Genomic DNA, 14,443 nt, shown 5'->3' on the forward strand with positions numbered 1-14,443 from the left:
CGCACCGATCAACGGCACTCAGGCGGCGACAGGGCGCAGCGAGTAGGTTTTCAACTGGTCAGCGAATTCGCGCAGGGACTGGATGCCGCTGGCCTCGGCCTCGTGGACCCATTCCTTGATGGCGGCGAGCATGTCGTGGCCATTCGCGCTGGTCTTGACCCAGATCTGCTGCAGGGCCAGGCGCTTCTCGTAGATTACCTTCAGCGCCTGGCTGTGCTCGAGCATGTTCTGGATGCGCGCGTGGTGGCGATCTTCCAACAGGCTGGTTTCCCGCGAAAGCAGACGTTTGGCCCGGTGGAACTGGTGGCGTACCGAATGATCGACCTTGGCCAGTTCCTGCTTGACCAGCGGGCCGATCACCAGCTTGCGGTACTGGGCCATGATCTGGAAGCGGTTGTTGAGGATCGCCATGGCAGTGTCCATGTCCAGGCTGCCCTTGCCTTCGACGCGGTGGGCGATCGGGGCGACTCGTTGGACCTTGGCCAGACGCAGGAAGCTGAAGACCTGGATCCACGCCCAGCCGAGGTCGAACTCCCACTTCTTGACCGACAGCTTGGCCGAGTTGGGGTAGGTGTGATGGTTGTTGTGCAGTTCTTCGCCGCCGATCAGGATGCCCCAAGGCACCAGATTGGTCGCCGCGTCGCGGCATTCGAAGTTGCGGTAGCCGACGGCATGGCCGAGGCCGTTGACCACACCGGCCGCCCAGACCGGGATCCACATCATCTGGATCGCCCAGATGGTGATGCCGATGGTGCCGAACAGCAGCAGATCGACGACCGCCATGATCGCCACGCCCAGCAACCGGTAGCGGCTGTAGAGGTTGCGCTCGATCCAGTCTTCGGGGCAGTTCTTGCCGTAGATGCGCAGGGTTTCCGCGTTCTGCGCTTCTTCGCGGTACAGCTCGGCGCCTTTGCGCAGGACGGTGGACAGACCCTTGACGACCGGACTGTGCGGGTCGTCTTCGGTTTCGCATTTGGCGTGGTGTTTGCGGTGGATGGCAGTCCACTCGCGGGTGTTCTGTGCCGTGGTCAGCCACAGCCAGAAACGGAAGAAATGCTTCAGGCCGGCATTCAGCTCCAGGGAGCGATGGGCCGAGTAGCGGTGCAAGTAGACCGTGACGGCAACGATTGTCACGTGGGTCATCACCAGGGTGACGGCGACCAGCGACCAGGCCGACAAGCCAAGAAAACCTTCGTACCACATAGGCTATAGGGCCCTCGATAAAGAAAAAACAGCCGTTGCATTATCACCAAGCACACAGATAAAACCAGTCGCCCTTTCAGATAAGAGATGGCTGGATGTTTCTTGACCTATAATCCCGACATTTTTGTAGGGACATGGATGACCGAATGTCTGCCACTTATCGCGATGCCTTGCGTGCAGCGCTGCTTTACCTGGTCCTTGCCGTGGTCTGGCTGCAAGGCACTGGTTATTTATTGAACAGTTTCTTCGATAGCTCTGACGAGTTGCTGCGCTGGCAACTGATCAACGGCTACCTGTTCGTAGCGCTCAGCGCCGGGTTGATCTTCCTCGCCCGGGCGCGGCTGTTCGAATGCCTGGGGATCGGTGCCCGCTTGCGTGAGCGCCAGGCGGATCGCGAACGCCTCCGTCAGGCCGCTGCGGTATTCGATTGCACCCGCGAAGGCGTGCTGGTCACGGACTTGCAGGGGCTGATCGTGCACGTCAATCGCGCATTCATGGAAATCACCGGTTATCAGCGTGAAGAAGTGATGGGTCAGCAGCCCAGCCTGTTCAAGTCCGGGCACCACCCGCCGGGGTTCTATCAGGCGATGTTCGCTTCTTTACAGGCGCGGGACGAATGGAGCGGCGAGATCTGGAACCGGCGCAAGAGTGGTGAAATCTACCCGCAATGGCAGACGATCCGGGTCATTCGTGACGATGACAACCGGCTCAGCCATTACGTCGCGGTGTTTTCCGACATCAGCGCGATCAAGGATTCCGAGCACGAACTCAAGCACCTGGCCCACCACGATCCGCTGACCGACCTGCCCAACCGCCTGCTGTTCAGCGACCGCGCCGAACAGGCGCTGGCATCGGCGCAGACCCACAAGCGCGGTTGCGCGCTGCTGATGATCGATCTGGACCATTTCAAACTGATCAACGACAGCCTTGGCCACACTATCGGTGACCGTTTGCTCAAGGCGGTCGCTGCGCGTTTGCAGGCGTTGTTCGGGCCGGGCATCACCCTGGCGCGGCTGGGCGGCGACGAGTTCGCGGTCTTGCTGGAAAGTTGTCCACAGCCGGCGCAGGCGGCAGCATTGGCTCAGCGCATTCTCGATGCGCTTAAAGAGCCGTTCTGCCTCGACGGCCATGAACTGTTCATCAACGCCAGCCTCGGCATCAGCTTGTTTCCCAGCGATGCGCTGAGCGCCGAACAACTGTTGCGCAACGCCGATGCGGCGCTGTTCAAGGCCAAGAGCAGTGGCCGCAACGGTTACGCGCTGTACACCGAAGAACTCACGGCCCACGCCCAGCAACGGGTCGAGATCGCCTTCGAGTTGCGCCGCGCACTGGAGCAGCAGGAACTGCGGGTCTACTACCAACCGGTGCACGACCTGCAAACCAGTCGCCTGATCGGCGTCGAGGCGCTAGTGCGCTGGGAGCATCCGCAGCGAGGCCTGGTTTCGCCGGCGGAGTTCATCCCGATTGCCGAGCGCACCGGGCTGATCTCGGAAATCGACGCCTGGGTCATGCAGCAGGCCTGTCGGCAGATGTGCCAATGGCAGCAGGCCGGGGTGGTTCTGTCGTTTGTCGCGGTCAACGTGTCCTCGCGGTTATTCGCTCGCCGCGAGTTGTATCAGCAGGTGGCGCAGGTGCTGCACGAGACCGGCCTGGATCCGGCCTATCTGGAACTGGAGGTCACCGAAAGCGCGGTGATGGACGATCCGGAAGTCGCGCTGGAACAAATGCATCGTCTGCGCGAGCTGGGGATACGTCTGGCCATCGATGACTTCGGTACCGGGTATTCGTCGCTGCTGCGGCTCAAACGCCTGCCGGTGCAGAAGCTCAAGATCGATCAGGGTTTCGTCGCCGGCCTGCCGTGGGACGAGGACGATGCGGCGATCGTCCGGGTGATCATCGCCCTGGCGCGCAGCATGGGCATGCAGGTGCATGCCGAGGGCATCGAGCAGGTGGAACAGGCGGCGTTCCTGCTGGGCCAGGGCTGTGATCTGGGGCAAGGCTACTGGTTTGGGCGGCCGGTCCCGGAAGCACAAATCGACTGGAATTGGGCGCCCTTGATCGGTTGAGGGCGGCCTAAGGCGGGTTTGCCGACTAGCCAATCCGCCGCAAACCCTTGCTGCATCACATAATGTTTTCCAGTTATATAAACATTCTTAAATAGTCTTTTTAAGAATATCCGCGCCTCTCTTATATTGCTCCCACGCCGAACGCAGTACCGCCCACTGCCAGGCATATCCCATACAAAGGAGCAGCACCATGAGCGCATCCCTGCGTAGCGTTGACGGTCAGGACGAAAGCACCATCCTGCGCGAAATCCAGAGCGCCTTGCGCGACCTGCGGTTCGGCGCGGTGGAAATCACTGTGCATAACGCCCAGGTGGTCCAGATCGAACGCAAAGAGAAATTCCGCTTGCAGCAACCGGGCAACAAACCGGCCTGATTCGTAGTCTGCGGCAGCTCCTGCGGGGAGCTGTTGGCAGAAGCTGCCACAGGCTGCGGTCAATGAATGAGCAACCCGATTCCAGCAATCCATAAGAAAAAGCCACCACCCAGAATTCCAGGAGCTTTCACCATGTCGTCGATTCGCCGTTACGCTTTGGCCGCCCTGGCCAGCGCTGTGTTTGCCGGTTCCGCGGTTGCCAAGGATTACGAACTGCTCAACGTGTCGTATGACCCGACGCGCGAGCTGTATCAGGATTACAACGCCGAATTCGTGAAGTACTGGCAGTCGGAGCACGCCGGCGACACCGTGAAAATCCAGCAATCCCACGGCGGTTCGGGCAAGCAGGGCCGTGCGGTGATCGACGGTCTGCGCGCCGACGTCGTGACCCTGGCCCTGGCCGGCGACATCGATGAAATCGCCAAGCTCGGCAAGACCCTGCCGGCCGACTGGCAGAAACGTCTGCCGGAAGCCAGCACTCCGTACACTTCGACCATCGTGTTCCTGGTGCGCAAGGGCAACCCGAAAGGCATCAAGGACTGGGGCGACCTGGTCAAGAACGACGTTTCGGTCATCACCCCGAACCCGAAAACCTCCGGCGGTGCGCGCTGGAACTTCCTCGCGGCGTGGGCCTACGGCCTGAAAGCCAACGGCGGCAACGAAGCCAAAGCCAAGGAATACGTACAGACCCTGTTCAAGCATGTTCCGGTTCTGGACACCGGCGCCCGTGGCTCGACCATCACCTTCGTCAACAACGGTCAGGGCGACGTGTTGCTGGCCTGGGAAAACGAAGCGTTTCTGGCGCTGAAAGAAGACGGCGGCAAGGACAAGTTCGACATCGTCGTGCCTTCGCTGTCGATCCTCGCCGAACCACCGGTGGCGGTGGTCGACAAGAACGCCGAGAAGAAGGGCAACGAGCAGATCGCCGAAGCCTACCTCAAGCACCTGTACAGCCCGGCCGGCCAGGAAATCGCGGCGAAGAACTTCTACCGTCCGCGTGACAAGGACGTGGCCGCCAAGTACGCCCAGCAGTTCCCGAAACTGGAACTGGTGACCATCGACAAGGACTTCGGCGGCTGGAAAACCGCACAGCCGAAATTCTTCAACGACGGTGGCGTGTTCGACCAGATCTATCAGGCGCAGTAATCTGAAATAGGTCATAAACGAGCCCCGATTTAACCATCGGGGCTTTGTGCGTTCTCAAACCAAGGACTTTTATGTCGCGTCGTATCTCCCCCGTCATACCCGGCTTCGGGCTGACGCTGGGCTACACCTTGGTGTACCTCAGCCTGATTGTGCTCATCCCGCTGGCGGCGATGTTCGTCCACGCCGCCCAACTCACCTGGGATCAGTTCTGGACGATCATCTCCGCGCCCCGCGTTCTCGCCGCACTGAAGCTGAGCTTCGGCACCGCGCTGTGCGCCGCGATCATCAACGGCATCATCGGCACGCTGCTGGCCTGGGTGCTGGTGCGCTACACGTTCCCGGGGCGCAAGGTGATCGACGCGATGATCGATCTGCCGTTCGCCCTGCCGACCGCGGTGGCCGGTATTGCGCTGACGGCGCTGTACACGCCGACCGGGCTGGTCGGGCAGTTCGCCGCCGACCTCGGTTTCAAGATCGCCTACACCCCGCTCGGGATTACCTTGGCGCTGACTTTCGTGACGTTGCCGTTCGTGGTGCGCACGGTGCAGCCGGTGCTGGCCGACATCCCGCGTGAAGTCGAAGAAGCGGCGGCGTGCCTGGGTGCCAAACCGTTGCAGGTGTTCCGTCACATTCTGTTGCCGGCGCTGTTGCCGGCCTGGCTGACCGGTTTTGCCCTGGCGTTTGCCCGGGGCGTTGGCGAGTACGGTTCGGTGATTTTCATCGCCGGCAACATGCCGATGAAAACCGAGATCCTGCCGCTGCTGATCATGGTCAAGCTCGACCAGTACGATTACACCGGCGCTACCTCCATCGGCGTGTTGATGCTGGTGGTTTCCTTCGTCCTGTTGCTGCTGATCAACCTGCTGCAGCGGCGCATCGAAACCCCATAAGGAGGCGCGAACCATGTCCCAATCGTCTATTGCGGCCGCGTCCTCGGCCAACGCCGCCCGCCGTGGCAGCGCGACTTCGCGCAGAGTCCTGATCGGCCTCGGCTGGCTGATTTTCTTTCTGTTTCTGCTGCTGCCGCTGTTCATCGTGGTGTCGCAGGGTTTGAAGAACGGCCTCGGCGCGTTCTTCACCGCGATCTTTGAACCGGATGCCTTGTCGGCCCTGAAACTCACCGTGATTGCGGTGCTGATTTCGGTGCCGCTGAACCTGGTGTTCGGTGTCAGCGCCGCGTGGTGCGTGAGCAAATACTCGTTCCGCGGCAAGAGTATGCTGGTGACGCTGATCGACCTGCCGTTCTCGGTGTCGCCGGTGATCGCTGGTCTGGTCTACGTGTTGATGTTCGGTGCCCAGGGCCTGTTCGGGCCGTGGCTGCAGGATCACGACATCCAGATCGTCTTCGCCCTGCCGGGCATCGTGCTGGCGACGATCTTCGTCACCGTGCCATTCGTGGCCCGTGAGCTGATCCCGCTGATGCAGGAACAAGGCACTCAGGAAGAGGAAGCCGCGCGCCTGCTCGGCGCCAACGGCTGGCAGATGTTCTGGCACGTGACCGTCCCCAACATCAAATGGGGCCTGATCTATGGCGTGGTGCTGTGTACCGCGCGGGCGATGGGTGAGTTCGGTGCGGTGTCGGTGGTCTCCGGGCACATTCGCGGGGTGACCAACACCTTGCCGCTGCACGTCGAGATCCTCTACAACGAATACAACCACGTGGCCGCGTTCGCCGTGGCGAGCCTGTTGCTGATCCTGGCGCTCTTCATCCTGCTGCTCAAGCAGTGGAGCGAAAACCGTATCAACCGCCTGCGCGCCAGCGCCGCGGAGGAATAATTCATGTCGATCGAAGTGCGTAACGTCAGCAAGAATTTCAATGCGTTCAAGGCGCTGGACAACATCAGCCTGGACATCCACAGCGGTGAACTGGTGGCATTGCTCGGCCCGTCCGGCTGTGGCAAGACCACCCTGCTACGGATCATTGCCGGTCTGGAAACCCCGGATAACGGCAACATCGTGTTCCACGGTGAAGACGTGTCCGGCCACGACGTGCGGGATCGCAACGTCGGTTTCGTGTTCCAGCACTACGCGCTGTTCCGCCACATGACGGTGTTCGACAACGTCGCGTTCGGCCTGCGCATGAAGCCGAAAAACCAGCGCCCGACTGAAAGCCAGATCGCGACCAAGGTTCACGAGCTGCTGAACATGGTGCAACTGGACTGGCTGTCGGATCGTTATCCGGAACAACTGTCCGGCGGCCAGCGTCAGCGGATCGCCCTGGCCCGCGCCCTGGCCGTGGAGCCGAAAGTGCTGCTGCTCGACGAGCCGTTCGGCGCCCTCGACGCCAAGGTGCGTAAGGAGCTGCGCCGCTGGCTGGCGCGCCTGCACGAAGACATCAACCTGACCTCGGTGTTCGTGACCCACGACCAGGAAGAGGCGATGGAAGTGGCCGACCGCATCGTGGTGATGAACAAGGGTGTGATCGAGCAGATCGGCTCACCGGGCGACGTCTACGAAAATCCGGCCAGCGATTTCGTCTATCACTTCCTCGGCGATTCGAACCGCCTGCATCTGGGCGATGACAACCACGTGCTGTTCCGCCCGCACGAAGTGTCGCTGTCGCGGCATGAGCTGGAGGATCACCACGCCGCTGAAGTCCGCGATATCCGGCCGCTGGGCGCGACCACGCGGGTGACGCTGAAGGTTGAGGGGCAGACTGATCTGATCGAGGCGGAAGTGGTGAAAGACCACGACAGCCTGACCGGGCTGGCCAAGGGTGAGACGCTGTTCTTCAAACCGAAGGTCTGGCAGAAAGTCGCCAACGTTTGATCTCGCTCGTTCCCACGCTCAGCGTGGGAACGCCGCTATGGACGCTCCGCGTCCACTATGACGCGGAGCGTCACGGAATGCATTCCCACGCAGAGCGTGGGAACGAGCGAATCAGCCTGTGGTTCAGACAGTCGCGCGATTCGGATTGACCCGCACCACGCCCGCCCGCGCCTCGATCTGCTCTTTCAGCTCATGGCGCATCCCGAGCATGAACGCCAACTCGGCCACGACAAACAGCGGCCCGACAATCAACCCGCTCAAGTCATCGACAAACGCCGGTTTGCGCCCTTCATAGTGGTGCCCGACAAACTGGATCGCCCAGCCAATCACGAACATCGCCAGACCGCTGCTGAGCCAGACCATGGTGCTCTGCTGCGCCAGAACATGCCCGGCCCAGACCGACAGGCCCATCAACAGTGTCATCAGAACACCCAGCTTCAGTTCCAGGCGCAGGTAAAACCACGCCGAAGCGAGGGCGACAATCACCGCCGGGGAAATCCACAATCCACCCACCGACCATTCCGGCCGCGACAACAGCACGGCCACCGCCACCACAATCAGCGGAATCCCGATAAAGTGGCTGGCGATGTTGCGCGGGTCACGGTGGTAAGCGGCGTATTGACTCAAATGATCGACGAGGCTTTTCATTGTTGTTCCTCCTGTAGGGTGATCGAATCATGCCCCGGGTTCACGGCTCGCTCTGTCAGGCAGGCGACAATCTTTCGGAGAACGCATGGATAAGGTCTGGCGCGAGCGCCTGCTGACCGGGCAATGGTTCAGTCATCTGCCTTCGTCCTTTCAGGATAGTCTGCTGGCGGCGGCAAAGGAGCGGCGGCTGGCGGCGGGGCAGCGGCTGTTCCAGCGCGGTGATGCGCCGTGTGGTCTGTACGCGGTGCTCGATGGCGCAGTGCGCATCGGCGCGGTCAGCGAGCAGGGCAAGGAAGCGTTGCTGAGCCTGGTGGAAGCGCCGCACTGGTTTGGCGAAATCTGCCTGTTCGACGGCCAGCCCCGTACCCACGATGCCTACGCGGTCGGGCCTTGTACCTTGCTGAACATTCCCCAGGCCACGCTGCTGAAAATGCTCGACGAGCAACCCGTCTACTGGCGGCATCTGGCCCTGTTGATGAGCCACAAACTGCGCCTGACCTTCATCAATCTCGAACAGCTGAGCCTGCTGCCGGCCCCGGCGCGTCTGGCTCATCGCTTACTGATGATCGCTGAAGGCTACGGCGAACTCGACCCGCCGCGCCGGGTGCTGCAACTGCCTCAGGAACAGCTGGCGTCGATGCTGTCGCTGTCGCGGCAGACCACCAACCAGATCCTCAAGGAGTTGCAGGGGCAGGGGATTATCGGACTGAGTTATGGCGAGATCGAAATCCTCGACGCCGCGCGATTGCGCGCGCTCGCCACACTTTAGTGCTCCCACAGGGGAATTGTATGTGGCCTACGAACCGCGATAGGTCGAGAAGCCATACGGGCTCAGCAGCAACGGAATGTGGTAATGCTGATCCGTCTGCTTCACTTTAAAAATCACCGGAATCTCCGGAAAAAACGTCTCGTGCTTGGCCTTCTCGAAATACTCGCCGGTCTTGAACACCACCCGATATTCACCTGCCTCGAACGGTTTGTTCGCCGGGAACAGCTCGGCGATCCGTCCCTGTTCATTGGTGGTGCCCTGCGCCAGCGGCTGCCAGTTCTGGCCGACATGACGTTCCAGCGTCACGTTGATGCCCGGCGACGGCAGGCCGTTTTCCAGATTGAGCACGTGTACGCTCAGCGGGTTGCCGGCGGCCAGCGCCAGGCTCGAAAAAGCGCTCAGGCCGAGCGCGGCGAAAGTGATGCGCAGTGGGGTCATGGTGATGCTCCTGGGTTCAAGTACGGTTGATGGACAGGCCGACGATTTCGGCAGCTTTGATCGCGCAGTTTTCGTCCTGCTCGCCGCCGCCGGAACCGGCCACACCCATGGCGCCGACCAGTTCCTTGGCAGCGAACAGCGGGATGCCGCCGCCGAGTAACAGCAATTCATCGAGGGTGTTGAGGTTGGCGGTTTCCGGGCTGTTGCGGGCGCGCTCGGCGAACAATCGAGTCGGGGTTTTCGTCGATAGTGCGGTGTAGGCCTTGCGTTGGCTGGCGGCGGTGTTGTGCGGGCCGATACCGTCGCCGCGCAAGGTCACCAACAGGTTGCCGCCACGGTCGAGCACCGACACCGTGGCGGTGCAGTTTTCCAGCGCCGCGTCGGCCAGCAGCCGTGCGGTTTTCAGATCGAGATCGGCGTGACGGGGCAGCTCAGGCGCGGCGTGCGCCGCGCCGCTGAGGCCGATCGCGAGGCTGGCAAGCAGGTATTTGACGGACATGGGCAGGCTCCAAAAGCGAAGGCCATCACCTTATCCGCCGGTCCCCGTCGAAACCTCGTCAGTCGGATTACAAGTTTGTAATGGGCAATATCGCCGAAGGGGCCTAGCCTGTGTCTCTGATCAATCGAGGTGTGCCATGCGTTTGCTGGTCGTAGAAGATGAAGCCAAAACCGCGAACTTCATCGCCAAAGGGCTGGGTGAGTCGGGTTTTGCCGTGGACGTGGCGCTGAATGGCCTCGACGGTCGCTACTTTATTGAGCAGCAGGCATATGACCTGATCATCCTCGACGTGATGCTGCCGGGCCTCAACGGCTGGCAATTGCTGCAACTGATCCGCCAGCGCGGCGCCACGCCGGTGCTGTTCCTGACGGCGAAGGATGCGATCGAAGACCGCGTACGCGGCCTCGAGCTGGGGGCCGATGACTATTTGCTCAAGCCGTTCGCCTTCGCTGAGTTGCTGGCGCGGGTGCGCACGTTGTTGCGGCGCGGGCCGATGCGCGAAGCCGAGTCGTACAGCATCGCCGATCTGGAAATCGACGTGCTGCGCCGCCGGGTCAGCCGTGGTGGCCAGCGCATCGCCCTGACCAACAAGGAATTCGCCCTGCTGCATCTGCTCGCCAGCCGACAGGGTGAAGTGCTGTCGCGCACGCTGATCGCTTCGCAGGTGTGGAACCTGAATTTCGACAGCGACACCAACATGGTCGAAGTCGCGGTGCGCCGGCTGCGTTCGAAAGTCGATGATCCGTACATGCCCAAACTGATCCACACCGTGCGCGGGGTCGGCTATCAACTCGAAGCGCCCGACGATGCGCACTAGATCCATCGCCTGGCGCCTGGCCCTGGCGTTCGCCGCCGTCAGCGCGTTGGTACTCAGTGCGATCGGCGTGTTCCTGTATCGCTCGCTGGCCTCGGAAATCGCCTGGCGCGACGACATGGCGTTGCTCGGTCGCCTTGAACAGGTGCGCGCGCTGCTCGCCGACAGCGACAGCCTCGACGCCTTGCAGGCGCGGCCACGGTTGTACCAGAACATGCTGGGCAATCTCGACAGTCTGCTGCTGGTGCAACGCGCGGACGGCTCGAATGTCATCACGATCAACCCTCGCCAGCGCGAACTGCCGTCCGTACAGCCCATTGCGCGAGAGCAACCGCCGCAACGCAGCGATGTGCTGACCTGGCAGGCGGCGGACGGTGTCGAGCTGGCGCTGTTGTCAGGTCAGGCTCAAGGCCCGAACGGTGAAGCGCTGACCGTGATCGCCGGCAAGGTGTTGAGCGAGCGCGAGCAGATGCTCGGCAGCTATCGCCTGCGCTTGTATCTGGCCGTCGGCCTCGGAGCGTTGCTCGCCTTCACGCTGGGCCTGGTGCTGTTGCGCCGTGGTTTGCGGCCTCTGCGCAAGCTGAGTGAAGCGCTGCGCGGCATCGACCTGCGCAGCCTCGACCAACGCGTTCCCACCGCCGGCACGCCGGCGGAATTGCTGGAGCCGGTACACGCGCTGAACGGCATGCTGGTGCGGCTGGACGACGGTTTCCAGCGCCTCTCACAGTTTTCCGCCGACCTCGCCCATGAAATCCGCACGCCTCTGCACACCTTGCTCGCCAGCAACGGCCAGGCACTGAACTATCCGCGCAGCAGCACCGAGTATCAGGAAGTGCTGGCGTCGAACATGGAAGAGTTCGAACGGCTCAAGCGCATGGCCGAAAACCTGATGTTTCTCGCCCGCGCCGAGCAGGCCGAGCGAGCGCTCGATCTGCGCACGCTGGAACTGCACGAAATCGGCGATGAGTTGTGCGACTACTTCGAAGCCTTGGCCGATGACAGGGGAATTCGCCTGGAAAACACGTTCAGTGGAAAGTTGCTGGCGGATCAGCAACTGCTGCAACGCGCCTTGGGCAACCTGTTGGCCAACGCCGTGCGCCATGCCGACGCCGATTCGGTCATCAGCCTGTGCCGGCGCGATGAACCAGGCATGTGCTGGCTGCAAGTCCAAAACCTCGGCCCGGTCATCGCGGATGAACATCTGGGCAAACTGTTCGACCGCTTCTACCGCGTCGACCCGTCCCGCGCGGAACCGGGAGATTCCGGTGGGTTGGGGTTGGCGATCGTGCAGTCGATCATGCAGTTGCATGGGGGGCGGGTGCGGGTCAGCAGTGATGCAACGGGTACGGTTTTTGAGCTTGGATTTGCAGCGATCTGAATGGCCTCTTCGCGGGCAAGCCCGCTCCCACAGTAATCGAGGTGTGATACAGATTTTTGTACGCCCCAATCCTTGTGGGAGCGGGCTTGCCCGCGAAGAGGTCAGTTAATCCAACCCGAATTGCGGGTCAGTCAGCGCAACTGATCGCGAAACTGCCCCGGTGTCATCCCCGTCCAGCGTTTGAACGCGCGGCTGAAGCTGCTGGTGTCGGCAAATCCCAACAGGTAACTGACCTCGCTCAGCGAGCATTGCGGATCCCGCAGGTGCAGCAGCGCGAGGTTTTCGCGGCTTTCATTCAGCAGGGTGTCGAAGCGACAACCCTCGTCCGCGAGGTGCCGTTGCAGGCTGCGCAGGCTCAGGTGCAGGGCCTGGGCGATGCGTTCGGCGCTGGGTTCGCCTTCGGGCAGTTGTTCTTCGATGGCGTCGCGCACCTTGCGCTCCCAGGTCAGCGGTTGGAGCTGGGCGAGGGTGCGTTTGAGCACCGCTTCGTTGTGCTCGGCCAGTTCCGGGTTGGCGTCGTCGAGGTGGCTGTCAAAGTCGGTGAGGGCGAATTCGATCCGGTCTTCTTCGGCGCAAAAGTGCACCGGCGAGCGGAACACCTTGTGCCATTGATGCGCATCGGCCGGTTCCGGGCGGCGCAGGTACACCGCCAGTGGCGCGTAGTCGCGGCCCAGGCGATTGCGGCAAGTGCGCACGTAGATCGCGGCGAAGGCGTCGATGGCTTCGAAGGCGGGCGCCGGGTTGTCGGCCGGGATCTTCAGGCGAAATCGATAGCGGTCTTCGGTGCGGGTCAGCTCCAGTTCGAGCGCGTCGCTGACCACTTGGTGATAACGCACGATCCGCTCGAACACTTCCCGCAGGCTGCCGCTGGCCACCAATGCGTAGCCCAGCGCGTGAAAGGTCGTGGGGCTGACGAACCGCGACACCCGCAAGCCGATCGCCGGATCGCCGCTGACCTGTACCGCGATTTCCCACAGACGTGTGGTCGCGGACAACGGATAGCGGGCGTTCGGGTCGTCCATCAATTGCGGATCGAGCCCGGCCTGCTGACACAGGGCAGTGCTGTCCAGCCCCATCGCGTCGAGTTGCTTGCGCAGGGCACGGGTCCAGCTGGCGAGAGAAGTCGGTTCCTTCATGCTGATTGGCGCTTCCGGTCAACAGGTTGGCGTTCTCGGCTACCGCGTTTGGAGTCCGCGCGAGGCAGGATACGAACATCAATAACCAGAGGATGGAAGCATGGACCGTACTTCTGCAAGTCCCCAGCGACACAATGCTGCCCAGCGATCAGCGCATATTCGCGAAGTGGTGCTGGCCAAAGGCGTCGAGCTGCGCGAGCGCTACCCGATTCTCAAGCATCAGGATGCTCTTGGTGCGGGGATTCTGGCGTTCGCCCTGGTCGGGATGATCGGATCGGCGGCGCTCTACATCACTGGGCATATGGCGTGGTGGGCATGTCTGTTGCTCAACGCGTTTTTCGCTTCGCTGACCCACGAACTTGAGCATGACCTGATTCACAGCATGTATTTCCGCAAACAGCGGGTGCCGCACAACCTGATGATGGGCCTGGTGTGGCTGGCGCGGCCGAGCACGATCAACCCGTGGATCCGCCGCCATCTGCACCTCAATCACCACAAGGTGTCCGGCACCGAAACCGACATGGAAGAGCGGGCGATCACCAATGGCGAGCCTTGGGGGTTCGCGCGGTTGCTGATGGTCGGCGACAACGTGATGTCGGCGTTTATCCGCATGCTGCGGGCCAAGACCTGGGCGCACAAGTTCAGCATCATCAAACGCACCTTGAAGGTCTACGCACCGCTGGCGCTGGTGCATTGGGGGGCCTGGTATGTGTTTCTCGGGTTTCATGCCGCCAATGGCATCGCTTACTTGATGGGCTCGCCGATTGAATGGTCGGCGACCACGTTGTCGGTGATGCAGGTGATCGACATTGCCGCCGTGGTGATCATCGGCCCGAATGTGCTGCGCACGTTTTGCCTGCACTTCATCAGCTCGAACATGCATTACTACGGGGATGTGGAGCCGGGCAATGTGCTGCAGCAATGTCAGGTGTTGAACCCTTGGTGGCTGTGGCCGTTGCAGGCGTTCTGCTTCAATTTCGGCAGCAGCCACGGGATTCATCATTTTGTGGTGAAGGAGCCGTTTTACATTCGCCAGTTGACGGTGCCGGTGGCGCACAAGGTGATGCGGGAGATGGGGGTTCGGTTCAACGATTTCGGGACGTTTGGGCGGGCGAACAGGTTTGTTCGCAAGGAAGAAGTCCAGCAGAAAGAAGTGCAGACGGCTCAGGCTTGAAGGTATCTGAAGCTATCGCCGGCGAACCGG

General features: G+C 61.7%; 15 protein-coding genes. 10 read left to right on the forward strand and 5 right to left on the reverse strand.

Going from position 1 to position 14,443, the window contains the following annotated elements:
• Nucleotides 1–18: 18 nt before the first annotated feature.
• Nucleotides 19–1,203, reverse strand: coding sequence for a delta-9 fatty acid desaturase DesA (gene desA, locus QLG12_RS26010; protein WP_282475473.1), 1,185 nt, complete (start codon nt 1,201–1,203; stop codon nt 19–21).
• Nucleotides 1,204–1,349: 146 nt separating this feature from the next.
• Between desA and dibA the strand changes: the two genes are divergently transcribed.
• The 6 genes from dibA (at nt 1,350) to QLG12_RS26040 (ending at nt 7,557) form a co-directional block, all read left to right on the forward strand.
• Nucleotides 1,350–3,269 (forward strand): phosphodiesterase DibA, encoded by a 1,920-nt coding sequence (dibA, locus tag QLG12_RS26015; RefSeq protein WP_197870230.1) that lies wholly within the window; start codon nt 1,350–1,352, stop codon nt 3,267–3,269.
• Nucleotides 3,270–3,459: 190 nt separating this feature from the next.
• Nucleotides 3,460–3,642, forward strand: coding sequence for a sulfur starvation response protein OscA (oscA, locus tag QLG12_RS26020; RefSeq protein WP_007952821.1), 183 nt, complete (start codon nt 3,460–3,462; stop codon nt 3,640–3,642).
• Nucleotides 3,643–3,774: 132 nt separating this feature from the next.
• Nucleotides 3,775–4,788: a sulfate ABC transporter substrate-binding protein gene (locus QLG12_RS26025; protein WP_007952819.1), complete on the forward strand. Its 1,014-nt coding sequence runs from the start codon at nt 3,775–3,777 to the stop codon at nt 4,786–4,788.
• A 71-nt stretch (nt 4,789–4,859) separates the two neighbouring features.
• Nucleotides 4,860–5,678, forward strand: coding sequence for a sulfate ABC transporter permease subunit CysT (gene cysT / locus QLG12_RS26030; protein WP_007952818.1), 819 nt, complete (start codon nt 4,860–4,862; stop codon nt 5,676–5,678).
• A 13-nt stretch (nt 5,679–5,691) separates the two neighbouring features.
• Nucleotides 5,692–6,564 carry a sulfate ABC transporter permease subunit CysW gene (gene cysW / locus QLG12_RS26035; protein ID WP_085733385.1) on the forward strand — a complete coding sequence of 291 codons (873 nt, stop codon included), beginning with the start codon at nt 5,692–5,694 and terminating at the stop codon, nt 6,562–6,564.
• 3 nt (nt 6,565–6,567) lie between these two features.
• Entirely contained in the window at nt 6,568–7,557 is a 990-nt protein-coding gene (locus QLG12_RS26040; RefSeq protein ID WP_064382696.1) for a sulfate ABC transporter ATP-binding protein, read from the forward strand.
• Between the two features lie 123 nt (nt 7,558–7,680).
• Here QLG12_RS26040 and QLG12_RS26045 read toward each other — a convergent pair whose 3' ends face one another.
• The gene (locus QLG12_RS26045; protein ID WP_282475474.1) at nt 7,681–8,205 is read right to left on the reverse strand and encodes an Mpo1-like protein; all 525 of its coding nucleotides are present in this window, start codon (nt 8,203–8,205) and stop codon (nt 7,681–7,683) included.
• 85 nt (nt 8,206–8,290) lie between these two features.
• On the opposite strand from QLG12_RS26045, the gene QLG12_RS26050 reads away from it, so the two are divergent.
• Nucleotides 8,291–8,974, forward strand: coding sequence for a Crp/Fnr family transcriptional regulator (locus tag QLG12_RS26050; protein WP_197870226.1), 684 nt, complete (start codon nt 8,291–8,293; stop codon nt 8,972–8,974).
• A 27-nt stretch (nt 8,975–9,001) separates the two neighbouring features.
• Here the strand turns inward: QLG12_RS26050 and uraH are convergent, their stop codons facing one another.
• Nucleotides 9,002–9,412, reverse strand: a complete 411-nt coding sequence (uraH, locus tag QLG12_RS26055) for a hydroxyisourate hydrolase (protein WP_197870224.1) — start codon at nt 9,410–9,412, stop codon at nt 9,002–9,004.
• Between the two features lie 16 nt (nt 9,413–9,428).
• A complete protein-coding gene (locus QLG12_RS26060; protein WP_197870215.1) occupies nt 9,429–9,911 on the reverse strand; it encodes a heme-binding protein in 483 nt (160 codons plus the stop codon).
• A gap of 136 nt (nt 9,912–10,047) precedes the next feature.
• On the opposite strand from QLG12_RS26060, the gene QLG12_RS26065 reads away from it, so the two are divergent.
• Nucleotides 10,048–10,728, forward strand: a complete 681-nt coding sequence (locus QLG12_RS26065) for a heavy metal response regulator transcription factor (RefSeq protein ID WP_197870213.1) — start codon at nt 10,048–10,050, stop codon at nt 10,726–10,728.
• On the forward strand, nt 10,718–12,103 hold the full coding sequence (locus tag QLG12_RS26070; protein WP_282475475.1) for a heavy metal sensor histidine kinase: 1,386 nt from the start codon (nt 10,718–10,720) through the stop codon (nt 12,101–12,103). The genes QLG12_RS26065 and QLG12_RS26070 overlap by 11 nt, the downstream gene beginning before the upstream one ends.
• A 131-nt stretch (nt 12,104–12,234) precedes the next feature.
• Here QLG12_RS26070 and QLG12_RS26075 read toward each other — a convergent pair whose 3' ends face one another.
• Nucleotides 12,235–13,239, reverse strand: coding sequence for an AraC family transcriptional regulator (locus QLG12_RS26075; protein ID WP_282475476.1), 1,005 nt, complete (start codon nt 13,237–13,239; stop codon nt 12,235–12,237).
• A gap of 100 nt (nt 13,240–13,339) precedes the next feature.
• Between QLG12_RS26075 and QLG12_RS26080 the strand changes: the two genes are divergently transcribed.
• Nucleotides 13,340–14,413 carry a fatty acid desaturase gene (locus tag QLG12_RS26080; protein ID WP_197870207.1) on the forward strand — a complete coding sequence of 358 codons (1,074 nt, stop codon included), beginning with the start codon at nt 13,340–13,342 and terminating at the stop codon, nt 14,411–14,413.
• Nucleotides 14,414–14,443 lie beyond the last annotated feature (30 nt).

It is taken from the genome of Pseudomonas sp. V88_4 (assembly GCF_029967985.1).
Taxonomy (GTDB): Bacteria; Pseudomonadota; Gammaproteobacteria; order Pseudomonadales; family Pseudomonadaceae; genus Aquipseudomonas; species Aquipseudomonas glycinae.

Coding starts and splice junctions, on each gene's coding strand:
- desA (WP_282475473.1), bottom strand. CDS start 1,203: ATGTGGTACGAAGGTTTTCTTGGCTTGTCGGCCTGGTCGCTGGTCGCC.
- dibA (WP_197870230.1), top strand. CDS start 1,350: ATGTCTGCCACTTATCGCGATGCCTTGCGTGCAGCGCTGCTTTACCTG.
- oscA (WP_007952821.1), top strand. CDS start 3,460: ATGAGCGCATCCCTGCGTAGCGTTGACGGTCAGGACGAAAGCACCATC.
- QLG12_RS26025 (WP_007952819.1), top strand. CDS start 3,775: ATGTCGTCGATTCGCCGTTACGCTTTGGCCGCCCTGGCCAGCGCTGTG.
- cysT (WP_007952818.1), top strand. CDS start 4,860: ATGTCGCGTCGTATCTCCCCCGTCATACCCGGCTTCGGGCTGACGCTG.
- cysW (WP_085733385.1), top strand. CDS start 5,692: ATGTCCCAATCGTCTATTGCGGCCGCGTCCTCGGCCAACGCCGCCCGC.
- QLG12_RS26040 (WP_064382696.1), top strand. CDS start 6,568: ATGTCGATCGAAGTGCGTAACGTCAGCAAGAATTTCAATGCGTTCAAG.
- QLG12_RS26045 (WP_282475474.1), bottom strand. CDS start 8,205: ATGAAAAGCCTCGTCGATCATTTGAGTCAATACGCCGCTTACCACCGT.
- QLG12_RS26050 (WP_197870226.1), top strand. CDS start 8,291: ATGGATAAGGTCTGGCGCGAGCGCCTGCTGACCGGGCAATGGTTCAGT.
- uraH (WP_197870224.1), bottom strand. CDS start 9,412: ATGACCCCACTGCGCATCACTTTCGCCGCGCTCGGCCTGAGCGCTTTT.
- QLG12_RS26060 (WP_197870215.1), bottom strand. CDS start 9,911: ATGTCCGTCAAATACCTGCTTGCCAGCCTCGCGATCGGCCTCAGCGGC.
- QLG12_RS26065 (WP_197870213.1), top strand. CDS start 10,048: ATGCGTTTGCTGGTCGTAGAAGATGAAGCCAAAACCGCGAACTTCATC.
- QLG12_RS26070 (WP_282475475.1), top strand. CDS start 10,718: ATGCGCACTAGATCCATCGCCTGGCGCCTGGCCCTGGCGTTCGCCGCC.
- QLG12_RS26075 (WP_282475476.1), bottom strand. CDS start 13,239: ATGAAGGAACCGACTTCTCTCGCCAGCTGGACCCGTGCCCTGCGCAAG.
- QLG12_RS26080 (WP_197870207.1), top strand. CDS start 13,340: ATGGACCGTACTTCTGCAAGTCCCCAGCGACACAATGCTGCCCAGCGA.